Genomic DNA, 24955 nt, shown 5'->3' with positions numbered 1-24955 from the left:
ACGGTGCTGACACAACCGCAAAATGCACCTCAAAAAAATAAACTCGCTCAAATCACTTAAGAGATATCTTGTTCAAAAAGCTTTTCAAGTAATACTTTGTTAACCAGCCAATGAATACCCTAGTGTACTAAAATGACCGGGATTTCCGCCTTGTCTACAACGACTTGCGTATTGCCGCCGAACAATGTTTCGCGTTCATGGTTTTGGCCGTAGGCCCCCATAACAAGCAAATTCGCACCAAGTTCCGTTGTGATGCTCAACAAGGATTCCGCTGGGGTCCGCGTCTCAAACCGATGAATTTCAGCCGTGATTCCACGAAGACTGTAATACGCAACCAGCTCTTCTGCAGGCGCACCTTGCGGCTCGCCCTTGCCACCTGAAAGGATGGTGACAGACTGCGCCGCTTGGGCGATCCCCAAGGTCATTGCAACAGCGCGCGACGCTTCCAAAGACCCGTTCCACGCGATAGTCATGCGGCCTCCGAAGCCATCCGGTGCTTCACTTTTTGGCGGACACATCAAAACCGGACGTCCTGCGCGAAACAGCGCAGATTTCAGTGAATTGACACCAAGGTTGCGATCGCGATCCGGCTTGGCGACCACAACAAGATCGGCGAGCCTGCCCCTGCGTTTGATCACATCGGCCATCATTCCGTATTCTTCCACAAACTCGATAGAGGCAGTGCCCTGTGAAGGTGTGTCGGTTACCATAAGCTCAAGCGACTGCGCCAGATCATGCAACTGCTCGCGCACAGCCTGTTCCTGTTGATCGGCAAGTTCGCGCGCCTGTTCAACCATCGTATCACGCGCAAAACTTGGCAGTGCCCGGCTGTAAGGCATCAGGTCTTCGGTTCTTGCCCGACAATGGGCGACCACGATGTGTGCGTTGTGATGTTTGGCGAGTGCCACTGCGTGCCCAAGCACCGTTTCGACCATGCCATCACCGCGTACCGGGACAATTATCTTACTGAGCATAGATAGGTTTCCTTCTTTTTCAACCAGACCGGCCGCCAATTTTCAAACGCCGCTACTTGTTAATTAGTGCATTTCAAGATGCTTTCTTCCGCGCGCTGCGTTTCTTGCGAAACGTAGCATTGAACGCAACCGTCACCCGTTCGTCGTCCGTTTCATTCGGATAAACCCAATGCACAAGATACGATGGGAACAAAATGATCTCGCCCGCCGCTGGTCTGATCTTGCGTTTGGGGCGAAACGTGTTCGCGCGCAGAATACGCCAATTGGGCAGGTCGGTGCGCGGGTCCAGAAATTCGATCATGCCAGAGGTACCATCGGCAACGTCCGGTTGAGAGACATAATAAACCCCCGACCAATGCGCGCCGGGGTGCGTGTGTGGTGCATTGAACCCACCTTGCGGGTTGGCGTTCATCCAACCGCTTAGCTTCATCTGCAGGTCAGCCGGATCAACCCGCTTGGTCACTTGCCGTGTCAGATCGAAAATTGCGGCCTGCGCGGCGGCGCGTAAATGCTGGATACACTCTGCGGGGTTGTCGAATATGTTGCCTTGGGAATGCCAGCCACCGCGATTGGATTTCTGCACCCCTTCGCTGGCGGCCCGCATCCGTGCGCCTTCAGCAAGCAGTTCCGCGTCCAGAATATCGTGATCCGCCACTTTGATACGCGCAAACGGGGTGGCAAAGAGCGTTTCGGTTTTAGTTGTCTCAAACATCGTGTCCATCACAGATCAGCCTCGAAATCAGCAACAAGCGAAGCTACCACGGCCTTAAGTGCGTCTTTGTCGCTCGCGCCAGCCTTGCGTGCTGCTGCATGCACGCCGCGCTGTTGGTCAGAACTGGTACCGGTCGCCAGAATATCACGCGCCGCCTCTACCTCTTTCACGCAATCGAGCGCTTTGGCGTCCTCCGCGACCAGCTCAAGAATTTCATCCACCGCCTGCGAGAAAGGGATCAGCGACTTGCGTCCAAAGTCGATCAACCCCTCTGACACCCCATAGCGCTGCGCCCGCCAGCGGTTTTCACCAACCATGAAATTCTGCACCACGCGCCAGCCGTCGCCTTCCAATGACTTACGCCACAGCATCCGGGTCAGGCATTGCGTCAAGGCGGCCAGCGTAAGCGTCACTTCCATCCGTGGGGCCACATCGCAAATCCGCGATTCAATCGTTGGGAATTTGGATGAAGGACGTAGATCCCACCAGATCTTCGAGGCGTCCTCGATCAACTCCAAATCAATGAGCGTGTCCACTGTAGACGAAAACTGCGCCCAGTCTTTCATGTATGGCGGCAGGCCAGTGCGCGGCAGGTTATCAAAGACTGTAAGGCGGTAGGAATTCATCCCGGTATCGTCACCCTGCCAATAGGGCGAAGATGTCGAAAGTGCATGAAGATGAGGCAGGAAGTATTTGAGTTGGTTAACTAAACTTATCCGCATCTCCTCATCAGGGATACCCACATGCACATGCATCCCGCAAATCAGCATGCGCCGTGCGACCCCGGCAAGGTCGCGGCGCAGTTTGTTGTAGCGTTCCTTGTCGGTGTGGTGCTGATCTTTCCAGTCAGCAAATGGATGGCAAGAGGCAGCGATCGGGGCCAGCCCGTAATTGGCGGCATGACGGGCCACTGTGCGGCGCAGATGGGCAAGGTCGTCGCGGGCTTCGCCGATGGTGTGACAGACTCCCGTGCCGATCTCAATCTGACACTGCAGGAATTCAGGGCTGACCTTTCCGGCAAGGTCTTTCTTGCAGGCGTCAATCAGGGCGTCGGGCGCATGTGCCAGCGCATAGGTCTGCTGATCAACCAGCAGGTATTCTTCTTCGATGCCAATCGTAAACGGGGGCGGTGATCCTGCCATCTGTTTCCTCCTTGTCGCTTCAGGTTAGCGCGCGTTTCGTGTTTCGGCGAGAAGAACTGTCAGTGGACGTGTTTGGCAAACGGTCGCCGGGCCAACTGCCACACAACGATGCCAAGGGTCACGGCAGCGCAAGAGACCATCAATGTTGGAAAAAAGGCCCGCATACCGTCTTGAAGCAGAAAGACCGCCTGCACCCCAAGCAAAGCAATCGTCACAACCGACAACCGCAGGTTTTGTGGGCCACTCATGCCCCGGAACAAGCGAATGGCGTCCATCGTGCTCAACAGCGGCGGTACAAGAAAGGCGATCGTCAACGATAGCTCGATCAGCCCCACTTCGCCGCGTATCAACGCGAAACCCATGGCGATGGCCAACAACAGAAAACTAGCAAGGACACAGGCCGCGCAGATACCAGAGATGACCAAAGTGGCGCGCAATACTGGCTTGCGCCCATGCCGTGCCAACAGCACCATGCAAACGGCGACGCCGACCAGTCCCACAACCAAAAGCACCAAACGGATCATGGCGCGTATCGGGTGCAGGGTTTCATAGTAAAAGTCGCGGTTACTGGAAAAGCCGATCGTATCAGCCAGCGTCGTCAGTTGCAGATGCCCAAGGCCCAACACGACAATGCACAGGCAGGCAGATTGTAGCAGCCAAAGGACGCGCGGTACGGGTATTGTATCTGCCATTGCGTGCACATTTCTTTGCATAGTCGAGGTGTTGCACCACGCCTTTCATGCCATTGTGCAGGGGTATGGCGCAAGATGGGCACTTCTTACGCAGACTGGGTCCACCCAAGACGCCCCTGCGCCAAAGTAACCCAACCAAATGGGTGTATCCTTTGTTGCTCCTTAAGCTTTGACACACTAGAACCATGCCAAACAGCTGCCTTGCAACGACTCGGTGGTGTTCAAAGTAGCCAATACGAGGAGAGCCAAATGGCAGACGCAGCCATCCACGGCGACGCACACGAAGACGAGCGCGGTTTCTTTACCCGCTGGTTTATGTCCACAAACCACAAAGATATCGGTATCTTGTACCTGTTTACCGCCGGTATCCTGGGCTTTATCTCGGTGGCATTCACCGTCTACATGCGCATGGAGCTGATGGAGCCCGGCGTGCAATACATGTGCCTGGAAGGCGCACGGATGTTCGCATCCGAGGCCGAGACATGTACGCCAAACGGCCACCTTTGGAACGTTTTGATCACCTACCACGGTGTGTTGATGATGTTCTTTGTGGTTATTCCAGCGCTGTTCGGCGGCTTTGGTAACTACTTTATGCCGCTGCAAATCGGTGCGCCGGATATGGCGTTCCCACGTCTGAACAACCTGTCATACTGGATGTTTGTGGCCGGTGCGTCCCTTGGTGTTGCCTCAATGTTGGCACCGGGCGGTAACGGGCAGGCAGGCTCTGGCGTTGGCTGGGTTATGTATGCACCGCTATCGACGTCTGAAACCGGTATGTCGATGGACCTTGCGATCTTTGCGGTTCACCTGTCAGGGGCATCCTCGATCCTTGGTGCGATCAACATGATCACGACGTTCCTGAACATGCGCGCGCCAGGCATGACGCTGCACAAAGTGCCGCTGTTTGCGTGGTCGATCTTTGTGACGGCGTGGTTGATCCTTCTTGCCCTGCCCGTTCTGGCTGGTGCGATCACAATGCTGCTGACAGACCGGAACTTTGGCACGACCTTCTTCCAACCTGAAGGCGGCGGCGATCCGATCTTGTATCAGCACATCCTATGGTTCTTTGGGCACCCAGAGGTGTATATCATTGTCATTCCGGGCTTTGGTATCATCAGCCACATCATCGCAACCTTCAGCCGCAAACCGATCTTTGGTTATCTGCCGATGGTTTATGCGATGGTCGCGATTGGTGTGCTGGGCTTCGTCGTTTGGGCGCACCATATGTACACGGTGGGGATGTCGCTGACACAGCAATCGTATTTCATGCTGGCGACCATGGTGATTGCGGTGCCGACGGGTGTGAAAATCTTTAGCTGGATTGCCACAATGTGGGGCGGCTCGGTTGAGTTCAAGACGCCGATGCTTTGGGCCTTTGGCTTCCTGTTCCTGTTCACCTTGGGTGGCGTGACCGGCATCGTTCTGTCTCAGGCCGGTGTGGACCGTGTTTATCACGACACTTACTATGTTGTGGCGCACTTCCACTATGTGATGAGCCTTGGTGCGGTCTTCTCGATCTTTGCGGGTATCTACTTCTATCTGCCCAAAATGTCGGGCCGTATGTACCCTGAATGGGCAGGTAAGCTGCACTTCTGGGCGATGTTCATCGGTGCGAACCTGACATTCTTCCCACAGCACTTTCTGGGTCGTCAGGGCATGCCACGCCGCTACATCGACTATCCTGAGGCATTTGCCTATTGGAACTATGTTTCCAGCTGGGGTGCATTCCTGTCATTCGCATCGTTCTTGTTCTTCATCGGTGTGTTGGTCTGGACCCTGACAAAGGGCAAGCGCGTCACCGAAAACAACCCTTGGAACGAATATGCTGATACGCTGGAGTGGACACTGCCATCCCCACCACCAGAGCACACGTTCGAGACGCTGCCAAAGCAGTCTGACTGGGACAAACAGCATTCGCACTAGCGCAAGCTGACCGAAAGATACTGAAGAGCCCCGCCATTCTGGCGGGGCTTTTTTGTGGGATGTCTTAAAAAGGCGTCCCCTGCGGCACCCTGACGGTTGGACCCCGCCGAAGCTGTGTTAAAACACTTCTATGCCCTACGAATGGACCCCCGAACCACCACATGAACACGCCCAATGGCAGCTTAGCCTTTGGCCTTACCGGTCATTGCTGCGCAAGGATTTCGTGCTGTTCATCGGCGGTACAGCGGCGCTGGTTTCTTTGCCTCTACTGACGTTGATCGGACAAGCCGTCATGTGGGGCCTATTGCCCTTCTTTGGATTGATGATCGCAGGCATCTGGTATGCGCTGCATATCAGCTACCGGCGCGGTGAAGTGCTGGAAGAACTGACCGTGGATGAGGCACGCGCGCAGTTGATCCGCCATAATCCCAAAGGCGATACACAAGAGTGGGAAGCGAACCGCTATTGGGTGACCGTGCATCTGCATCCAAAGGGCGGGCCGGTTGAAAACTATATCACCCTACGCGGCGGTGACCGCGAGGTTGAGATTGGGGCGTTTTTGGATGCCGAAGAACGCCTGACACTTTATGACGACCTTAAGCGCGCGCTGATCACTGGCAGATAACTAGCCCAGACGATCTTTCACCATCGGGCCGGCTTTGCCGAAATCCATGCGACCCGTGTACTTGCCCTTGAGCACACCCATCACCTTGCCCATGTCCCGGATGCTGGTTGCGCCGACGTCAGCAATCGCGGCGTCCACGGCGTTGGCCGCTTCATCTTCGCTCAACTGCTTTGGCAGGAACTCTTCGATGATCTTGATTTCTGACAGTTCTTTCTCTGCCAGTTCAAGCCGCCCACCTTCTTCATAGGCACGTGCGCTTTCCTGGCGCTGTTTGACCATCCGCCCCAAGATGCCAAGGATATCATCATTGCTGACACCAGCGTCGTCATCGCCAGAGCCACGCGCGGCAATGTCTTTGTCTTTGATCGCTGCATTGATCAATCGCAGTGTGGAAAGACGGTCTGCTTCTTTCGAACGCATTGCATCCTTAAGAGCCGAACTGACCCTGTCGCGCATGTCCATAATGTGTCCCGTACATTTGTCTTCAAACGAATTGCAAACATAGTGGGCACAGTTGCAAGTGACAAGGACCATCGCCGCCACGTCACCCCTTGTTTGCAAGGGCGCAATCCGGCCTTGACCAGACACGCCGCCCTGCGTACACCCGGCCCAATTTGACATCTGGGGAGATTGATCATGACGCAGAAACCGACGGCCTGTCTGGCCCTTGCGGATGGAACGATCTTCTATGGTATGGGCTTTGGCGCGGCTGGCGAAACGGTCGCCGAGCTTTGCTTTAACACCGCGATGACCGGCTATCAGGAAATCATGACGGACCCCTCCTATGCGGGCCAGGTCGTGACTTTCACCTTCCCCCATATCGGCAACACTGGTGTAAACCCCGAAGATGATGAAACCGCTGACCCGGTCGCCGAAGGCATGGTCGTGAAATGGGATCCGACCCAGTCGTCCAACTGGCGCGCGACTGAGGAATTGACCGCATGGTTGGCCAAACGCAACCGCATCGGTATGGGCGGCGTTGATACCCGGCGGCTGACGCGTGCGATCCGGCAACAAGGTGCGCCGCATGTCGCACTTGCGCATGACCCCGATGGCAAGTTTGATATTGAAGCGCTGGTTCAGAAAGCGCGGGCTTTCCAAGGGCTTGAAGGGCTCGACCTTGCCAAGGATGTAACCTGCGCACAATCCTATAGCTGGAATGAAATGCGGTGGGCCTGGCCCGAAGGCTATACCCCACAGACAAACCCCAAGCATAAGGTCGTGGCGATCGACTTTGGTGCCAAACGCAACATTCTGCGTTGCCTTGCCAGTGCGGGCTGTGATGTGACCGTGCTGCCCGCGACCGCGACTGCCGAAGAGGTATTGGCGCTGAACCCAGACGGCGTGTTCCTGTCAAATGGACCCGGCGATCCGGCCGCCACAGGCGAATATGCTGTGCCCATGATCAAAGGTGTGCTTGCGGCTGATCTTCCGGTCTTTGGCATCTGCCTTGGCCACCAGATGCTGGCCCTCGCTGTTGGTGCCAAGACGATCAAGATGAACCACGGTCACCACGGTGCGAACCACCCTGTCAAAGACATGGAAACCGGCAAGGTCGAGATCACGTCGATGAACCACGGCTTTACCGTAGACAGCCAGACCCTGCCTGATGGGGTCGAAGAAACCCATGTGTCTCTTTTTGATGGCAGCAATTGCGGGATCAGAATCGCCAACCGCCCGGTTTTCAGCGTGCAATATCACCCCGAAGCCAGCCCCGGCCCGCAAGACAGTTATTATTTGTTCGAAAGATTTGCCGAAGCGATGAGCGCTTAACTTTTGCTTAACTCATTTAGGTCAAATTGCAGCTACGGAACAGTCGGTTGTAAGTTGACGTGTTAAGGTTCGTTTCGTGCATTTCGCTATGTGGGCTGCAGTAGGGCTATTCTGCAGCTTCCACCGCTTCAGCATCCAGTTTCAAACGGGTCACGAAGGCCTCTGAAATGTGCTCGCGCAGCGCTTGATAAGCCGCGTCGCCATCGCCGGCCTCAATCGCGCTGACAATAGCGGCGTGTTCTTCCAGCGTTTCATTACCCCGGCCCTCTGCGGCGATAGATGTCGTTGCCAGTAGCGCCATCGACCGATGCACCAAATCCAACTGCTGCACCAGAAAACGATTATGCGATGCAAGATGTATCTGTTTGTGGAACCGCCTATTGGCGCGGCTCAGCGCTTTGGGGTCATCTGCCAGTTGCTGATCAGCGTCCAGCATATCGCGTAGCACTTTCACCTCTTCGGGTGTGGCATGACGGGCCGCCAGCCGCGCCGCCAGCCCTTCCAATTCACCGCGCACCACATAAAGCTCTGACAGTTGCGAATGATCCAACGACGCCACAATCAGCGACCGCCCGTCGCGCGTCAGCAGCGATTGCGTTTCTAGCCGTTGCAGCGCCTCGCGGATCGGGGTGCGCGATACGCCGAACCGCTCGGCCAGTTCGCTTTCGACCAGCCGATCACCGGGTTTATAGACATGACTGTCAATCGCTTCGAGAATCAGGGCGTAGGCGTCTTTTTGTGACGCGCGTTGGTCGTGCATTGGGTCGTACCTTTCGTGCTGGCCCAACCATACGCCCCTGCCCGCCCTGCAATCAAGCCAAAGCGATTGCGGTTGCCCGGTGCCACGCATAATCTGTGACCATGGTAGCCCAGCACTTTGCCCATGTAGTCACATGGGTCTTTGATCTCGACAACACGCTTTATCCGCCATCGGCTGATCTGTTTGGTCAGATGGACGGCCGGTTTTCGGCCTATGTGATGCGATTGACCGGGCTTGATCATGCCCGCGCACTGAAACTTTGCGCGGAGTATTGGGCCGCTTATGGTTCGACCCTGACCGGGTTAATGAAGCACCATGATATTGATCCGCATCATTTTCTGGCCGATGTGCACGATATCGACATATCACATCTGAAAGAGGATGAGGCACTGTCAAAGGCCATAAAAGCCCTGCCAGGGCGCAAAATCGTCTATACCAACGGGTCGTACAATCATGCCAAACGGGTGTTGGCCGCACGTGGTTTGACCCGACATTTTGATGCGGTCTATGGCGTTGAACATGCTGATTTCAAACCCAAACCCACGCATGAGGCCTTTTCCCGGGTCTTTGCCAAAGACGGGGTGACGCCGACGAAGGCCGCGATGTTCGAGGACGAGCCGCGCAACCTTGCGGTGCCGCATGCATTGGGGATGCGCACTGTCCATGTGCATGCTGACCCGCATGATGGTGATCACATTCATCATCACACCGACCATTTGGCGGATTTCTTGTCACAGCTGACCCGGTAGCCCTTTCCGCCTGTCACCAACAGGCCTATGTCTTTGTTCATGGAACGCGCATCAACAGATATCGTCATTGCGGGCGGCGGGGTCGCCGGGCTGACGGCAGCTGCGGCTTTTGGCACGGCAGGTTTCAATGTCACAATCATCGACCCAACGCCGCCGGTCATCACCGCTGACGCGGCGGGGTCTGACCTGCGCACCACTGCTTTTTTGCAACCTGCACAAAGGTTTCTGGAAACAGCGGGTCTTTGGGGACGCCTTGCACCTTATGCGACGCCGCTACAGGTAATGCGGATCGTCGATATCGGCACGCAAGCCCATACAACACGCGATTTTGATGCCGCCGATATCTCGGACCAACCTTTCGGATGGAATCTGCCGAACTGGCTGTTGCGTCGCGAAATGGTCGCACGGCTGGCGGAATTGCCAAATGTCGATTTTCGCCCTGGTGTCGGCTTCGCGCGGATGCTGGCACGCAGTGACGCGGCGATTGTCACATTATCGGACAACACACAGATATCAGCGAAGCTTGTCATCGGTGCGGATGGACGTGGCTCACCCGTACGGAAAAGCGCCGATATTGGCGTGAAAACAACGCGTTATGGGCAAAAAGCCCTGACCTTTGCCGTCACGCATGCGGCACCCCACGACAATGTATCAACCGAAATACACCGCTCTGGCGGGCCATTTACTTTGGTTCCATTGCCGGATCATGACGGCAAACCCTGCTCTGCTGTGGTTTGGATGGAACACGGGGCCGACGCGAACAAACTTGCGGACTTACCGACGGCTGAATTCGAAGCGGCAGCCAATGACCGGTCGGCTTTCCTTTATGGTCCGCTGAAACTGGCCAGCCGTCGTAGCGTCTGGCCGATCATCAGCCAGATTGCTGAGGCGCTGACTGCACCACGCACCGCCTTGGTCGCGGAGGCCGCACATGTGATGCCCCCTATCGGCGCACAGGGGCTGAACATGTCACTGCGTGATCTGTCTTGCCTGCTGGATCTTGCTATTGCTAAGCCGGATCAGCTTGGCAACCCTGAAATGCTGCGCGCTTATGCCCGCAAGCGGCATCCCGACATCAAGCTGCGCGTGACCGGGATTGATGCATTGAACCGTGCCTCCATCACCGGAAACCCCGCGATGCAATCACTGCGCACCAAGGGGATAGAAGCGCTTTACGGCATCACACCCGTACGCAGGTCACTGATGCAACTTGGACTTGGCGCGCGCTAAAGAACCTTGTCCAACACCGGCAATAGCCGGACCAGTGTCGCATCCACATCGTAGAGCTTATCAAGCCCGAACAGACCCAGCCGGAAGGTACGAAAGTCATCGGGTTCATCACATTGCAGCGGAACGCCTGCCGCGATTTGCATGCCTTGGGCTGCGAATTTTGATCCATTTTGTACGTCGGGGTCATCCGTGTAGCTGACAACAACGCCCGGCGCGCCAAAACCATCTGCTGCCACCGACCTCATACCCTTATCTGCCAGCGCTTTGCGCACAGCATTGCCCAAGGCCCATTGCGCCGCTTTCAGTTTCTCAAACCCGAATTCCCGCGTTTCCAGCATTGTATCACGGAAGGCGCGCAAACCGTCTGTCGGCATTGTCGCGTGATACGCATGCCCACCATTCAGATAGGCCTGCATGATGCTGTGCCACTTTTTCAGATCGACAGTAAAAGAATTCGATGTCGTCTCGGCCATCCGCACCACGGCTCGTTCGGACATCATGACAAGGCCCGCGCAAGGCGTAGAGGACCAGCCCTTCTGCGGGGCCGAGATCAGTACGTCAACGCCGGTGGCCTTCATATCCACCCATGCGCAGCCTGATGCAATGCAGTCCAGCACCATCAAGGCCCCAACCTCATGCGCCGCATCGGCAAGCGCCTTGATATAGTCATCCGGCAAGATAATCCCGGCTGAAGTTTCGACATGCGGCGCAAAAACAACGTCGGGCTTGGCCTCTTTGATGGCTGCGGTGACATCTGCGATGGGCGCTGGAGCGAAAGGTGCGCGGGTGTCGTTGCCGGCTTGACGCGCTTTGATGACAGTTGTTTTCGCGGTGAAATCTCCCGCATCGAAAATCTGGCTCCAGCGGTATGAAAACCAACCGTTGCGCACGACAAAAGCATGGGCATCGGCACCAAATTGGCGGGCCACGGCCTCCATCCCATAGGTGCCGCCGCCGGGGATCAAAGCCACGTGATCGGCGTTATAGACTTCTTTCAACATGGTTGAAATGTCGACCATAACACCTTGAAATACCTTCGACATATGATTGAGAGACCGGTCTGTAAAGACAACCGAAAACTCCATCAGCCCATCCGGGTCAATCTGTGTGTTCGCTCCGTCCATAGGTCCCTCCTTTATGCGGTGCCCTTGGCTAACGCGGGCGTGGGCGCAAAGCAAAGTCTATTTCAGTATACCGCAACAGGTGCCGGTCTGGCATGGTTCAGAACACAACGATGTAAGGACGGCTGGTTAGTCTAAATGCCGCGCCGATCCTGTGACCGCGCCATCAGGTCAATGCCGACCATTACAGCATAAGAAACGCTATATGCCTGTGAAGGATGACGTCATGCGCTCCTCCATCAAATCGGTCGGTTCGGAAAAGATGGTTCGGTTCCGCCCCAAAGACTTGGCCCGGTAAAGCGCCCTGTCCGCCTGTTGAATAGCGAGGTTCACATCGGCCAATCGCTCTTTCATCGACCCGCCAATGGACACTGTCACGCTCAGGTTTTGTCCATCAAAGACGACTACGTCGTCAGAAATCGCTTTGCGCATCCGCTCTGCGATGTCAAAGCCATCCGATGACCCCTTTTCACGCAAGAAAACCACGAACTCTTCACCGCCGAAGCGGCAAACAATGTCATTGGCCCGTGTGTTCTGATGCAATATCTCGGCGACCCGCACTATAACGGCGTCACCCGCCATATGCCCAAACGTGTCGTTCACCGTTTTGAAGAAATCAATATCCACCATCAGCGAAATCCCATAGGCTTGCGGATCACTGCGCATCCGGGCAAAAAAGAAATCGCGCGTTGCTACATCCGTCAGCCGGTCACGATTGACCAAGCGCTGCAATTCAATGCCCATTTGTATATTCCGTCGCACCTGCGACCAGATAAAGAAGCTGAACGGATAGGCCGTGACAAGTGAGATCAGTGGCGCAATCTGCAGGGCCGCCAACAAATCCTGCCCCGGAAATAACAGATAAACCATCACTTCAGACACGATCATACAGGCAACCGTTGTCAGGGTGGACGCTGTAAACACGCCTGTCCAAGTGCTTAGAGCCCGCTTCATGTCGTGCCACATTCGATCATGTGGACATTCATGCGCCTAATTGATCAGTAAACGGTAAACACCGGGCCTAAATCGGTCCTGGCCTTCGCTCTTCTGACAGCAGCACATTCGCCTCAACGTCCCCGACGCCCGGCATGGTCATGATCCGGCGACGCAGCACGCGTTCGAAATCGGCCAAATCGCGCGCCACCACGCGCAGTCGGTAGTCATAAAGGCCAAGGACATGATCAACGGTTTGCACTTCTGGAATAGCCCCAATGGCGCGCTCAAAATCCTCCAGACTGACCCGGCCTTTGGTCGCCAGCTTTACGCCCAGAAACACCGTCACACCAAAGCCCACCTTTTCGGCATCCAACTCTAACCTGCGCCCAGCGATAATCCCTGCATCCTGCAAACGCTTGATACGCCGCCATGTCGCAGGCTGGCTCAGCCCAAGCCTTTGTCCCAATTGTTTGGTCGATTGCTCTGCACTGACCGACAGCGCCCGCAGAATTGCGAAGTCGAGATCATCCAATGTCATAGCGGCAGGCTTTCATCAGATTTTACGCTGGCCACAGTCATCAGCGCTTCGATGTCGGCGATATGGGGCAAAGGCAGCACCTGTTCGCGATAGATGCATTGATAGTCCGGCAGGTCCTTGGCAATCAAAGACAGACGCACATCAACCCGGCCAAGGAAGGTTTGGATTTCAATCACCTCAGGCACATTGCGGGCCGCTGCGATGAACTCATCAAAGGCGCGCGATACGGTCTTGTCCAAGGTGATCCGCAGGCTGACTGACACGGCGTATCCCAGTGCCGGCCAATTGATTACGACGTGACTGCCCTTTAGAATCCCGTCTTCGCGCAGCCGGTCCATGCGGCGTGTGACGCGGGCAGGCGTCAGCCCCATGGCCTCCGCAAGATCGGGGGCGCCCCGGTTTGGGTCGGCCTGTAACAGGCGCAATAATCGGCGATCAATGTCATCAAGCATGAAAACATCGCTAAATTATATTATGACGCATAACAATCATCATATTGAAGAAATAAATCGGATATCATCACTCACATCAAACGCAAGTCTCGCTATAACGCACCTTAGAAACCAACCAAAGGACTGCCAACATGCGCGTTTACTACGATCGCGATTGCGATGTGAATCTGATTAAAGACAAAAAAGTCGCTATTCTCGGCTACGGCTCGCAAGGCCATGCCCACGCGCTGAACCTGCGCGATAGCGGTGCAAAGAACCTTGTTGTGGCGTTGCGCGAAGGCTCCCCTTCCGCCGCCAAAGCCGAAGGCGAGGGCCTTAAGGTCATGGGCATCGCAGAAGCCGCTGCGTGGTGCGACCTGATCATGTTCACAATGCCCGATGAACTGCAGGCAGAGACCTATAAGAAATACGTCCACGACAACCTTAAGCCTGGTTCCGCCATGGCATTCGCGCACGGCTTGAACGTGCACTTTGGCCTCATTGAGCCCAAAGAAGGCGTCGACGTCATTATGATGGCACCCAAGGGCCCCGGCCACACCGTGCGCGGCGAATACACCAAAGGCGGCGGCGTGCCATGCCTCGTAGCTGTAGATCGTGACGAGAGCGGCAAGGCGATGGAAATCGGTCTGTCCTATTGTTCGGCCATCGGTGGCGGGCGCTCCGGCATCATTGAAACAAACTTCCGTCAGGAATGCGAAACCGACCTCTTTGGTGAACAGGCGGTTCTGTGTGGCGGTATTGTTGAGCTGATCCGCATGGGCTTTGAAACATTGGTCGAAGCGGGTTACGAGCCAGAGATGGCGTATTTCGAATGCCTGCACGAAACCAAGCTGATCGTCGACCTGATCTACGAAGGCGGCATCGCAAACATGAACTACTCAATCTCGAACACGGCTGAGTATGGCGAGTATGTATCCGGTCCGCGCATCCTGCCTTATGACGAGACCAAAAAGCGCATGAAAGACGTGCTGTCCGACATTCAGTCCGGCAAATTTGTGCGTGACTTCATGCTGGAAAACGCGGTGGCCCAGCCAACGCTGAAAGCATCCCGTCGCGCCAATGACGAACACCAGATCGAAATCGTCGGTGGCAAGCTACGTGACATGATGCCTTGGATTTCCGCAGGCAAAATGGTTGATAAAGCGAAGAACTGATCGGCAGGTAAGGTGGATCTTGATCCACCTTACGCCAAAAGGGCACCCGGTTCTTCGGGTGCCCTTTCTAGTTTGGAAATGCCGCCGTGAATGCCCGCTGTCCCGCTTGACTGAACAAAAGCGCCCGGCTCCCCTTGTCCCGCCGCACCCAAGCCAGCGCTTCCATTTGGGCCAGCATCGCACGGCCCAGTGATCCCGCCAGATGCGTGCGCCGTTCGCTCCAATCCAGACAGCGGCGGCAAAGAGGAGCGCGGGCGGCGGTCAACCCATCAAGGGCCACACCAAAACCGGTAACAAACGTCTCACCCTGTGGCGTAAGCCCGAGGTCTTCGCCCCGCTCCCAAATAAAATTGCGATCCCGCATGCTGGTGAACATCTGAACACCCATCTGTCCGGCCAAATGATTGTAGCACACCCGCGCCTGCCGCATCTGCGCGTCTTTTGGGCCTGTCCGCGTGCGCGTGGCACCCTGCCCGGCAGCCAACCCCATCAGCGCTTCTATCGTTGCCGCGACATCTGCATGGGCCAATGCGAAATACTTGTGCCGCCCCTGCTTGCGCATTTGCAGCAGTTCACCATCCAGCAGCTTTGCCAAATGCGTGCTCGCCGTTTGCACAGTCACGCCCGCCTCTGCGGCCAGTTCCGACGCGGTCAAAGCCTTCCCGGTCATCAACGCCGTCAGCATATTAGCGCGTGCGGGATCCCCTATCAAAGTGGCGACGCGTGCAATATCTGGTCCTTCTCGCATAGTTCGACGTTAACCGAAGCATTCGCACCAATCAATCTGGTAGAACCGTCTCAGACAAACGCGAAAAGGAACTGTCACATGCTGACCTGCGTCATCCGCTACCGAATTGACCCCACACAAGAAGACAACTTCGCCACCTATGCGCAAAACTGGGGCCAGGCTATTCCGCGAAATGGGGCCGACCTGATCGGATATTTTACGCCACACGAAGGCTCATCGACGTTGGCTTACGGGATTTACAACGTGCCGTCTCTGGCGGCATATGAAGCTTATCGTGCACGGCTGGCCGACGATCCCTTGGGCAAAGAAAACTACGCCTTTGCACAGCAAAAGAAGTTCATTCTTCGCGAAGACCGCACCTTTCTGCGCTTGGCATCAGCGCCGCATGGGGTGCCCGCATGATCGCTGTCATTTTCGAGTTGCAGCCAGCCGCGGGCCAAATGGACACATATCTTGCGCACGCCGCTGCACTGCGACCAGAGCTTGACCAGCAGCCCGGTTTCATCTCGGTTGAACGGTTCCGCAGCCTTGCTGACCCCGACAAACTTCTGTCGCTGTCGTTTTTTGAGGACGAAGCAGCCGTCGCTGCATGGCGCAACACGCACCACCATCGCAGCACCCAAATGGCGGGGCGTTCGGGAATATTCGCAGACTACCGTCTGCGCATCGCCGAGGTTTGTCGCGACTACGGCTTGCATGATCGCGCGCAAGCCCCCAAAGACAGCAGACTGCATCACGCCAGCTTGTAAGGACGGCCATGACCACCCAACCAACAACAGCTAACTGGCTGTCCATCGCCGCCCTTGGTTTGATCTGGGGTGCGACCTTTATGGTGGTGGCGATTGCGTTGGAAGGGTACGGCCCGCTGACCGTGGCTTGTGCACGCACGACCTTGGGGGCGGTCGCGCTTTTGGCGCTGATGGCTGTCTTGAAACGCCCACTGCCCGACTTCACGTCGCAAATGCGCGGCTATCTGATTGCGATTGGCCTGTTGAACACGGCCTTGCCTTTTGCGCTGCTTAGCTGGGGGCAACAATTTGTGCCATCCGCCTTTGCGGGGATTTCAATGGCGGCTTTGCCGCTTTTTGTCCTGCCACTGGCGCATATTTTTACCGACGAAAAGATGAGCCTGCGCAACACCCTTGGCGTGATCATGGGGTTCGTCGGGGCGGCCGTCCTGATCGGCCCGGGCGTCTTGCAGATTGGCACAGGGATGGAACCTTTGGGGCAATTGGCCTGCATCGCAGCGTCGATCTCATATGCGGTTTCAAGCATCATGACCCGCCGTTGCCCGCCCATTGACCCGATCACGATGGCGGCTTTATTGCTGACGGTGGGATCAGCGGCACTCGTTCCCGCCATGCTGATCTTTGAAGGGGTCCCCGCCATGGGCGATGCCCGCCCCACAATTGCGATCATCGTGCTGGGCTTTATCCCCACCGCCCTTGCCGCGTTGATCCGTGTCGCGACCATTCGGTCCGCCGGTGCGATCTTCATGACCTTGGTGAATTATCAAGTCCCGCTATGGTCGATGGTCTTTGGCGCGTGGATTCTGAGTGAGGTGCTGCCCCTGCGGTTCTTTGTTGCCCTTGGTCTGATCCTGTTGGGCCTGATCATCAGCCAGTGGCTCAGTCTGAAAAAACTCTTCGCGCGCGCGCAATAAGTACAATTTTACCCATATTCTGGCCATATTGCCCGGACACTCCTGAGCCATCGCGACCCAGGAGATATCTATGCGTACCCTTTTCATCGGCTTATTTGCGGCCTTTCTTACCACCACCATGGCCACTCAAGCCGAAGCCCGCGGCAGCTATAGCACGACACAAAGCATGCTGTTTGTCAGTCAAACCGAACTGACTGACGACGCGGGTCCACTGGCACTTTGTCATCTGGTCACCACAAACGCGGTGATCTTCGTCAATGTCTGGCGCACGCTGGACGGCTATGCTCTGGCCAGCGGCAATTGCCAAACCGACCAATACTATGAATTCACCGGCAATGAACTACTTGCAGCCCAAGCAGCGGGCATGATCCCTGAGGGGATCCCGGCTGCGCCAAAGCTGGCATTGGGCAAGATGGCCGAAGGCTTTTGGGGCCTCGGCGCATTGGTCGCCCTGCTCGCTGTCATCGGCGCAAAAGCCTTGATGGTCAAACGCCGCACATCGCAACGCATGGCGATGGTGTCGCACGCATCCCCGGCTGCGAAATCTATTCTGGATGCGATGTGCCACGCAGCCAAGGCAGACGGCTATGTTGCCCCATCCGAAGTGGAAATGATTCAACGTGCCGCCCAAGAAATGACAGGCGAGGCGATCTCGCTGGAACTGGTGCAGCAGATGGCGCAACTGGCCGAAGAGAAGGTCGAGGCAAAAGGGTTCTTGCGTCTTGTGAACGGGCGCAACAAGCTTGAACAGCTCGATATGATGCGCGCCGTCTTAATGGTTGTGGCCTCAGACGGACGGCTTGATGGCCGTGAGAAAGCCTTTGTTGGCGGTCTGGCGCAGGCCATGAAAATGGACGGCGGCACCGTGTCTGCACTTCTGCAAGAGGCTGTCAGCGGCGGCGCGGGGCAACCTGCACCGGCCTAAACGGCGGCTTCAACCTCGGCCACGATCCCATCGACGACCTGCGCAAGCAGGTCGTCGTCTTCGCATTCCGCCATAACGCGGATCAAAGGCTCGGTCCCTGATTTACGGATCAACAGGCGGCCTTTGCCGACCAGTTTGATTTCGGCCTCTGCGATGGATTTCTTGACCAGATCAACTCCCAATGGGTCCTGCCCCACAGCGTAGCGTACGTTCTTAAGCATCTGAGGCACCGTTTCAAAGCTCTTGGTCAACGCACTTGCGGGTTGACCCGTCTCAATCATCGCCGCCAAGAACTGCAAACCTGCCAACAGACCGTCACCCGTCGTCGCATAGTCGGTCATCACGATATGGCCGGATTGCTCGCCACCCAAATTCCAACCACCGGCACGCATGGCCTCAACCACATAGCGGTCACCTACGGCGGTCCGTTCCAGCCGCAAACCGCGTCCGTCAAGATATCGTTCAAGCCCAAGGTTGGACATCACTGTCGCCACCAAAGTGCCGCCCTGTAAACGCTCCTGATCAGCCCAGCGCCCGGCCATCAGCGCCATCAGTTGATCACCATCCGCGACCTGGCCTTTTTCATCCAGGATCATCACCCGGTCTGCATCACCATCAAGGCAAATACCAACATGCGCGCCCTCGCGCAGGATCGCAGCAGCCGCCGTCGATGGATCAGTTGAACCACAGTTTTCATTGATGTTGAAACCATCCGGGCTGACCCCCACGGGGATAACAGTTGCACCCAACTCCCACAGTACCTCGGGTGCGACGCGATGCGCGGCGCCATTGGCGCAATCAATGACAACCTTAAGCCCATCAAGCCGCATACCCGCCGGGAAAGTCGATTTAATCCGTTCCGCATAGCGAAAGCGCCCATCGTCAATCCGCTTGGCCCGACCGATGTTCTGCGCCTGCGCAGGTTCAATGTCGCTTGCGATCAGGGCTTCAATCTCGGTCTCTGCATCGTCAGATAGTTTGAACCCATCGGGCCCAAAGAATTTGATGCCATTGTCATGATGCGGGTTATGGCTCGCAGAGATCATGATGCCCACATCAGCCCGCATCGACGTTGTTAGCAGCCCGACCGCAGGCGTCGGGACAGGCCCCAACAACAGCACATTCATGCCCGTGCTGGTCAAACCGGCGGTCAGGGCACTTTCAAACATATAGCCAGACAACCGTGTGTCTTTGCCGATCACGACCCGATGCCCGTTTGAGCCATCGTTGCGGAAATATCGTCCCGCCGCCGCACCGATCTTCAAGGCCATATCGGCGGTCATCGGGTAGGTGTTCGCCTGACCGCGCACACCGTCAGTACCAAAGAGTTTGCGTGTCATGTCATTGCCGCCCCGCCGATTGCCCATTCCAAGTCTAATGCTTGTTTGGTGGCGAATATATCGTGGACCCGCAGGATTTGCACGCCCTGCCTTGCACCAAAAAGAGCCACGGACACAGAACCGCCGACACGGTCGCTTGCGTCATTGCCGCCGCCGATGGTGCCGATAAAGCGTTTGCGCGACGCGCCCAGCAAAATCGGACATCCCAAAGCGTGAAAAAGTGCTATGCCACGCAGCAAGATCAGATTGTGTTCCAGCGTTTTGCCAAAGCCAATGCCGGGATCGACGACAATTCGGTCACGCGGGATGCCAGCGGCAACAGCTGCATCGGCCCGTTCACTCAGAAAATCATACACGTCCAACAAGACATCGTCGTAACTGGGATCATCCTGCATCGTGGCAGGCGCGCCTTGTGCGTGCATGATGCAAACCGGTGCACCTGCTTTCGCTGCAACATCGGCAAGGGTCGGATCAAAGGTAAAGGCCGCCACATCATTCACCAGTGTGGCCCCTGCATCAAGGGCCGCTGCACCGACCGCAGCCTTGCGGGTATCAATGGAAATAGGCACGTCGCTTTGCGCGCGGATTGCCCCAATGACAGGTGCGGTGCGCGCAATTTCATCCGCGACCGGCACTTCAGCGGCACCCGGGCGGGTGCTTTCACCGCCTATGTCAATAATCGCCGCACCTTCTGTCTGCATCGCCAGCGCGCGCTCTAACGCCCGCTCTGGCGCATTGAACTGACCGCCGTCTGAAAAACTGTCCGGCGTGACATTCAAAATACCCATAATTTGCGGAGCATTCATCAACATGCCGGCAATCGGGGCCCGTGCACGGACCAGGTTATCAAGAATGTCCGCTGGCGCTTCACTGGCCGGAACCATCGTCATGCCGCCGCCGCGTTCATGCATGGCAACTGTGTCAAACCAGCACAAACCACCCGCCAAAGGCAGGCTGGTGCGCGTCGGCACATCGCCAAATCGCGTGACGGGGCGAAAATACCGGGTCATTTTATATCTTGGGCATCCGCGCCAATTGCACGGACTGGAACTGACGTCAGCGGTGCATCGGCACCAATGACAAGCAGCTCTTTGGCCTCGATATCGCCTGCAAACCAAGCCACCAGCGCCACGGCGTCGCGCGGACTGGCCGAGGGACCATCGACGGCATCCAACACAATCTTGGACGGGGCCCAGATGCAAATCTGGTCGTTCTTCATCGCCCAGTCCAATTCGGTCCGCGTACCTACAACCATGCAGCGACGGTCGCGCGCGGCCAAAGCCCATGCGTTTTGCTCGATCGCCAGTAAATCAATCCGGCGTTGCGCCAGCGCATTGCCCGCCTGCGGGGCCACCACATCGGCCGGACCAACGCAGACAATCAAAGGGGCATCCATCGCAGCCAATTGATCAATCCACGTGGTCAGATGCGGTGAACTGGCAGCCCCATTTGACAGATAAACCACACGCGGATGCGGCGCCTCCACATGGTCTTGGCCAGCCAGATCAACACCATCTCGCGAGCGGACAATTTCAACACCCAGTGAAAATGGCCCACGATCCAATTTTTCTATGCGGACAAAGACGCGCTCTGCCTGCGGTTCCAGCAATATCCGTTCCGCCACCCGCGCGGCGAGCGTTTCAAGCAGGTTGATGCGTTCGGCTTCCAGCTCAATACTAATGGCTTCGGTCACCTTGTCGTAGGACAAGATGCGATCAACATCGTCGTCAATAGGTCCGCTGAGAGGAAGCACTTCAACAACCACATTGAACCGGACCCGCTGCAGAGTGCCGCGCTCTTGCTGAAACGCACCGATTTCGACCTCGACAGTGTAATCGCGCAATGAAATGCGGTCGCAAGGGGCTTGGCTGCTGGCCTCTGCACGCTCGCTTGGGTGGGCAAAGGCAAGGCGAATGTCATCGGTCATTGTGGCGTTCCATCGCAGATATCTCCTCTCCAGATACTAAGAGGAGCAGATAGCGGCAAGCGTCAGCGCGACGCTCACCCGCAATCATGCGACGTTACTTGGACGCTGTGCGCACAGGTTGACGGTAGAAATAGTGATACCCAATCGCTGCGGTGCGCGGAAAACGTTGTGCCCAAGACGGATTCACGGATTTTGTGTGATAGTGCGTCGCACCACCGGTCAATGCGCGCGGAACGCCGTCAATCAAGATACGGGCAACCTTGCCAACGCGTTCCCAAGACCGCGGCTCAGCAATCGTTTCCGGCTTCCCGTCGCAGGTATAGGTGAACTGGCAGGCATAGCGGCGGCCAGTACCCTGATTGATCACACCGCAAAGCGTGTCGGGGTAGGCATCGCTGTCGACGCGGTTCAGGATCACTTCACCCACAGCAAACATGCCGCGAACGCTTTCGCCGCGGGCCTCAAAGTAAAGCGCCTCGGACAAGCACTCCCATTCAGCGCCACCTTCCACGAAAGGCTGTGCCGCCAAAAACTCACGATCATAGATCACGCCACTTTGCGTGGCGACGCCACGCTCGCCCGCAGGCGGCAGGCTTGTCAACGCGCTGAGGCGGTTATCGGGCACAACAGAAAGCGCCTGACGCTCTTGACCCAGAATCGCACCCAACCGGCTTGCAAGTAGTTCATCGGCTGAGGCGGCAGATGCCCCAACACAAATGGTTGCCGCAGAAATTGCGGCGATAATCGCCTTAATAACAGTCATTTTTCCCACCCAGGAAACGACGCGGCATTGCCCCGCGCTAGCGCGGCTGTCCTTAAGGGAAACCAGTGGGAAGGTCTACCCCTTGGCCCGGACTGTTCAGAAAGCGGCAACACAGACAGGGCGGCGGCAGGGACTATTTCCCAAAACTGAGCCCATCGCGGCATATATGCCACAATATCTGGTGGTGAGTTAGCTGAGCACCCGCTCGGCGAGAGCAAGCTGAGCGGCGGTGAGTCGCGCAACGGGAACACGAAACGGTGAGCATGAGATGTAGTCGAACTGCTGCGCGCGGCAGAATGCGATGGCGGAACGGTCACCGCCATGTTCGCCACAAAGCGACAGCACCACATCCGGCCGCCCTGCCCGCCCCCGCTCGGCGCCCATTGAAATCAACTCGCCCACACCTTCGATATCAAGGGTGTGAAACGGATCTTCGGCATAAACACCCTGCTGCACGTATGAAGACATAAAGCGTCCCGCGTCGTCGCGCGACAAACCATAGGTCATCTGTGTCAGATCATTGGTGCCAAAAGAGATGAACTCAGCATGGGCCGCGATATCTTGGGCGCGCAAGGCCGCACGTGGTGTCTCGACCATCACACCCAGACTGTAGGCGAACTGCGCATTGCTTTTGGCCCGCACCGCATTGGCGACACCATCAATACGCGCTTTCATCAATTCGACTTCGCGCACGGCACTAACCAGCGGGATCATGATCTCGACGTTAATCGAAATTCCCTTTTCGCTGACGGCGACCATCGCCTCAAAAATCGCACGCGCCTGCATGTCGTAGATTTCGGGGATCGCGATCCCCAAACGAACGCCGCGCATCCCCAGCATCGGGTTGTATTCGGCCATTGCCTCTACCCGTTCTATGACGTCAGAAATGGGCAAAGCGACCTGTTCGGCCAAATCCCGCATACCTGCCTTATCAGAGGGCAGGAATTCATGCAGCGGTGGGTCAAACAGCCGAACACAAACCGTTTTCCCGGCCATAATCTCAAACAAGGCCTGAAAATCGGCGCGTTGCATCGGCAGCAAGCGATCAAGAACGGCACGCCGATCATCGCTTTCCTCGGCAAAGATCATTTCGCGCATCACACCAAGACGGTCGCCATCAAAAAACATATGCTCGGTCCGGCACAGGCCAATACCTTCGGCGGCAAAGTTCTGGGCCGTTTGGGCGTCTGCGGGCGTGTCGGCATTGGCACGCACACCAATGTCGCGAAACTCATCCGCCCATTCTAGAAGCGTCTGGAATGCACCATCAAGTGCGGCCTCCAGCATTGGGGGCTCGCCGACCAGAATCTGACCGGTACTGCCATCAACGGTAATCGTCTCACCCGCCTGAAACTGGCGGCCATCCGGGGTGATGATGCGGCCATTCTTGCGATCAATGGTCAGATCAGATGCGCCAACAACACAAGGCAGACCGATCCCGCGGCCGATCACTGCCGCATGGCTTGTGACACCACCGCGCATTGTCAAAACAGCGCTGGCAGCATGCATGCCACGAATATCTTCGGGTGTAGTTTCGCGGCGGACCAGAACACATGGCTCGCCACGCGCGGCGCTGGCCTGCGCATCATGCGCGGTCAGAACGATCCGCCCAGAGGCCGCACCGGGGCTCGCGGCAATTCCGCCGACAATCACATCGCGGTCGGCGTTAGGGTCAATCTGCCGGTGCAACAGCTCGGACAGGGCCGAGGGCTTTACCCGCATCACCGCCTCTTCGCGCGGGATCACACCGTCTTCGGCCAAAGCGACCGCGATCTTAACCGAAGCGCGCGATGTACGCTGGACGCGCACCGCATCCAGAATCTGCACAACCCCATCCTGAAGCGTGAACTTCACTTCCATGTCTTCGCGCAGGCGGCGGCGGCAGATATCACCGTAAGACACCAGTTGGGCGTATTGCGCGGGACAGATATCTTCAAGCGCAGGACCGCGCGGATCACGGGTCAGATAAATCGCGCCTTCGGTATCGGGGGCGACATCATAGCCTTGGCTTTTGCTTTCGCTGATGTAGCGGCCAATAATCTTTGGCTGGCCAGTGGTGGAATCAACAAATTGCATCACGCCTTGGCCGCATTCACCCTGCCCGGCACCCAAGGCCATCGCCTGCACCACAAGGCCAAGACCCGCATTCGCAGGCGCGCCTTTCGCTTGGCGCAGCAGGCGGGCGGTTGTGCCATCCCAGGCGCGGGCCATTGACCGCAGCACCTCTGCCAATTGCACGGCGGGGTCTTGCGGGAAGGTTTCATCAGTCTCGAATTCAAACGTGTCCAGCATCGTCTTCAGGCTGGCCGCGTCGGCCACATCGGGCAAATAAAACTCATCCGGGTCCAGACGCGCCACATGGATTGCGTAGGATTGCACGAACCGCAGATATAGCTTGGTGGCAGGTTCCGCACCGATCCGTTGGGTCAGTTCGGCCAGCCGCGCGTCATTCATGCCGACGTTCAGGATCGCACTCGGCCCCCCCCAATCAGGGTCTTGGCTGGACGGGCGCACCGACAAAAGTGGAGCATCACCAAAGGGCGCCAAAAGTGCTGTCATGTCAGGCAGATTGCCCAAGGCTGCTTCGTGGACAGCTTGAAAAGATAGCGCAACGGTGACAGGCACCGGCATGTCCAGACGCACCAGACGTTGCAGGCATTTCGCACGCCCACCGTGCACCGACGCCTTCATGGCGGCTGTCGGTGTAATAAGCGTCAAAGGCCCATATGTTGTCTGTTGCTGCACTGCGGCACCGATTATTGTTCAGGTGCAGCATAGAAGACAAAACAGCGATCTGTATACCTAAGT

25 protein-coding genes and 1 pseudogene are annotated in these 24955 nt (G+C 56.8%); 10 read left to right on the top strand and 16 right to left on the bottom strand.

All coding sequences use genetic code 11. From position 1 onward, the window contains the following. Positions 1 to 119: 119 nt before the first annotated feature. From MWU60_RS00585 to MWU60_RS00570, 4 genes are all read right to left on the bottom strand, one after another. The gene (locus MWU60_RS00585) at positions 120 to 974 is read right to left on the bottom strand and encodes a universal stress protein (protein WP_247225101.1); all 855 of its coding nucleotides are present in this window, start codon (positions 972 to 974) and stop codon (positions 120 to 122) included. A 73-nt stretch (positions 975 to 1047) separates the two neighbouring features. Next, complete coding sequence (locus MWU60_RS00580; protein WP_247225100.1) at positions 1048 to 1686, bottom strand: TIGR02466 family protein; 639 nt, start codon at positions 1684 to 1686, stop codon at positions 1048 to 1050. Positions 1687 to 1694: 8 nt separating this feature from the next. Beyond that, positions 1695 to 2828, bottom strand: a complete 1134-nt coding sequence (locus MWU60_RS00575; RefSeq protein ID WP_247225099.1) for a carboxylate-amine ligase — start codon at positions 2826 to 2828, stop codon at positions 1695 to 1697. Between the two features lie 59 nt (positions 2829 to 2887). After that, complete coding sequence (locus MWU60_RS00570; protein WP_247225098.1) at positions 2888 to 3520, bottom strand: hypothetical protein; 633 nt, start codon at positions 3518 to 3520, stop codon at positions 2888 to 2890. A 249-nt stretch (positions 3521 to 3769) separates the two neighbouring features. On the opposite strand from MWU60_RS00570, the gene ctaD reads away from it, so the two are divergent. After that, positions 3770 to 5443, top strand: coding sequence for a cytochrome c oxidase subunit I (ctaD, locus tag MWU60_RS00565; RefSeq protein ID WP_247225097.1), 1674 nt, complete (start codon positions 3770 to 3772; stop codon positions 5441 to 5443). Between the two features lie 130 nt (positions 5444 to 5573). After that, a complete protein-coding gene (locus tag MWU60_RS00560; RefSeq protein WP_247225096.1) occupies positions 5574 to 6068 on the top strand; it encodes a DUF2244 domain-containing protein in 495 nt (164 codons plus the stop codon). Here the strand turns inward: MWU60_RS00560 and MWU60_RS00555 are convergent, their stop codons facing one another. Next, entirely contained in the window at positions 6069 to 6530 is a 462-nt protein-coding gene (locus MWU60_RS00555) for a GatB/YqeY domain-containing protein (RefSeq protein WP_247225095.1), read from the bottom strand. It abuts the gene before it with no gap. 174 nt (positions 6531 to 6704) lie between these two features. On the opposite strand from MWU60_RS00555, the gene carA reads away from it, so the two are divergent. Next, positions 6705 to 7841 carry a glutamine-hydrolyzing carbamoyl-phosphate synthase small subunit gene (gene carA / locus MWU60_RS00550; RefSeq protein WP_247225094.1) on the top strand — a complete coding sequence of 379 codons (1137 nt, stop codon included), beginning with the start codon at positions 6705 to 6707 and terminating at the stop codon, positions 7839 to 7841. 106 nt (positions 7842 to 7947) lie between these two features. Here carA and MWU60_RS00545 read toward each other — a convergent pair whose 3' ends face one another. Then, a complete protein-coding gene (locus MWU60_RS00545; RefSeq protein WP_247225093.1) occupies positions 7948 to 8601 on the bottom strand; it encodes a GntR family transcriptional regulator in 654 nt (217 codons plus the stop codon). A gap of 101 nt (positions 8602 to 8702) precedes the next feature. On the opposite strand from MWU60_RS00545, the gene MWU60_RS00540 reads away from it, so the two are divergent. Together MWU60_RS00540 and MWU60_RS00535 are read left to right on the top strand one after the other, a co-directional pair. After that, positions 8703 to 9350 (top strand): pyrimidine 5'-nucleotidase, encoded by a 648-nt coding sequence (locus MWU60_RS00540; RefSeq protein WP_247225092.1) that lies wholly within the window; start codon positions 8703 to 8705, stop codon positions 9348 to 9350. Between the two features lie 39 nt (positions 9351 to 9389). Further along, complete coding sequence (locus MWU60_RS00535; protein WP_247225091.1) at positions 9390 to 10580, top strand: UbiH/UbiF family hydroxylase; 1191 nt, start codon at positions 9390 to 9392, stop codon at positions 10578 to 10580. Here MWU60_RS00535 and MWU60_RS00530 read toward each other — a convergent pair. The 4 genes from MWU60_RS00530 to MWU60_RS00515 all read right to left on the bottom strand — a co-directional run bounded on the left by MWU60_RS00530 (position 10577) and on the right by MWU60_RS00515 (position 13627). Beyond that, positions 10577 to 11704 (bottom strand): aminotransferase class V-fold PLP-dependent enzyme, encoded by a 1128-nt coding sequence (locus tag MWU60_RS00530; RefSeq protein ID WP_247225090.1) that lies wholly within the window; start codon positions 11702 to 11704, stop codon positions 10577 to 10579. The two genes, MWU60_RS00535 and MWU60_RS00530, sit on opposite strands and share 4 nt — an antisense overlap. A gap of 198 nt (positions 11705 to 11902) precedes the next feature. Further along, complete coding sequence (locus MWU60_RS00525) at positions 11903 to 12655, bottom strand: GGDEF domain-containing protein (protein WP_247225089.1); 753 nt, start codon at positions 12653 to 12655, stop codon at positions 11903 to 11905. A 67-nt stretch (positions 12656 to 12722) separates the two neighbouring features. Continuing rightward, a complete protein-coding gene (locus MWU60_RS00520) occupies positions 12723 to 13175 on the bottom strand; it encodes an Lrp/AsnC family transcriptional regulator (protein ID WP_247225088.1) in 453 nt (150 codons plus the stop codon). Beyond that, complete coding sequence (locus tag MWU60_RS00515) at positions 13172 to 13627, bottom strand: Lrp/AsnC family transcriptional regulator (RefSeq protein WP_247225087.1); 456 nt, start codon at positions 13625 to 13627, stop codon at positions 13172 to 13174. The genes MWU60_RS00520 and MWU60_RS00515 overlap by 4 nt, the downstream gene beginning before the upstream one ends. Positions 13628 to 13755: 128 nt before the next feature. Here MWU60_RS00515 and ilvC point away from each other — a divergent pair. Beyond that, positions 13756 to 14781 (top strand): annotated as a pseudogene (gene ilvC, locus MWU60_RS00510) (ketol-acid reductoisomerase); the annotation flags it as partial. Between the two features lie 67 nt (positions 14782 to 14848). Here ilvC and MWU60_RS00505 read toward each other — a convergent pair. Next, a complete protein-coding gene (locus tag MWU60_RS00505) occupies positions 14849 to 15529 on the bottom strand; it encodes a winged helix-turn-helix domain-containing protein (RefSeq protein ID WP_247225085.1) in 681 nt (226 codons plus the stop codon). Positions 15530 to 15607: 78 nt separating this feature from the next. Between MWU60_RS00505 and MWU60_RS00500 the strand changes: the two genes are divergently transcribed. The 4 genes from MWU60_RS00500 (at position 15608) to MWU60_RS00485 (ending at position 18117) form a co-directional block, all read left to right on the top strand. Then, a complete protein-coding gene (locus tag MWU60_RS00500; protein WP_247225084.1) occupies positions 15608 to 15931 on the top strand; it encodes an NIPSNAP family protein in 324 nt (107 codons plus the stop codon). Next, the gene (locus MWU60_RS00495; RefSeq protein WP_247225083.1) at positions 15928 to 16278 is read left to right on the top strand and encodes an antibiotic biosynthesis monooxygenase; all 351 of its coding nucleotides are present in this window, start codon (positions 15928 to 15930) and stop codon (positions 16276 to 16278) included. Before MWU60_RS00500 ends, MWU60_RS00495 begins: the two co-directional genes overlap by 4 nt. Positions 16279 to 16286: 8 nt before the next feature. Further along, the gene (locus tag MWU60_RS00490; protein WP_247225082.1) at positions 16287 to 17192 is read left to right on the top strand and encodes a DMT family transporter; all 906 of its coding nucleotides are present in this window, start codon (positions 16287 to 16289) and stop codon (positions 17190 to 17192) included. Between the two features lie 70 nt (positions 17193 to 17262). Continuing rightward, positions 17263 to 18117: a DUF533 domain-containing protein gene (locus MWU60_RS00485; protein WP_247225081.1), complete on the top strand. Its 855-nt coding sequence runs from the start codon at positions 17263 to 17265 to the stop codon at positions 18115 to 18117. On the opposite strand, the gene glmM is transcribed toward MWU60_RS00485, so the two are convergent. From glmM to MWU60_RS00460, 5 genes are all read right to left on the bottom strand, one after another. Next, complete coding sequence (gene glmM, locus MWU60_RS00480; protein WP_247225080.1) at positions 18114 to 19457, bottom strand: phosphoglucosamine mutase; 1344 nt, start codon at positions 19455 to 19457, stop codon at positions 18114 to 18116. The genes MWU60_RS00485 and glmM overlap by 4 nt on opposite strands. Continuing rightward, on the bottom strand, positions 19454 to 20467 hold the full coding sequence (gene folP / locus MWU60_RS00475; RefSeq protein ID WP_247225079.1) for a dihydropteroate synthase: 1014 nt from the start codon (positions 20465 to 20467) through the stop codon (positions 19454 to 19456). The genes glmM and folP overlap by 4 nt, the downstream gene beginning before the upstream one ends. Further along, positions 20464 to 21384: a dihydroneopterin aldolase gene (locus MWU60_RS00470; protein ID WP_247225078.1), complete on the bottom strand. Its 921-nt coding sequence runs from the start codon at positions 21382 to 21384 to the stop codon at positions 20464 to 20466. Before MWU60_RS00470 ends, folP begins: the two co-directional genes overlap by 4 nt. A 94-nt stretch (positions 21385 to 21478) precedes the next feature. Then, positions 21479 to 22147, bottom strand: coding sequence for a cell wall hydrolase (locus MWU60_RS00465; protein WP_247225077.1), 669 nt, complete (start codon positions 22145 to 22147; stop codon positions 21479 to 21481). A gap of 189 nt (positions 22148 to 22336) precedes the next feature. Then, complete coding sequence (locus MWU60_RS00460) at positions 22337 to 24838, bottom strand: putative PEP-binding protein (RefSeq protein ID WP_247226130.1); 2502 nt, start codon at positions 24836 to 24838, stop codon at positions 22337 to 22339. Positions 24839 to 24955: the final 117 nt, after the last annotated feature.

It is taken from the genome of Yoonia sp. F2084L, assembly GCF_023015625.1.
In the GTDB taxonomy this organism is placed as follows: domain Bacteria; phylum Pseudomonadota; class Alphaproteobacteria; order Rhodobacterales; family Rhodobacteraceae; genus Yoonia.
The sequence above is the reverse complement of the archived record's forward strand: the minus strand, read 5'-3'. Positions and strand labels throughout refer to the sequence as shown.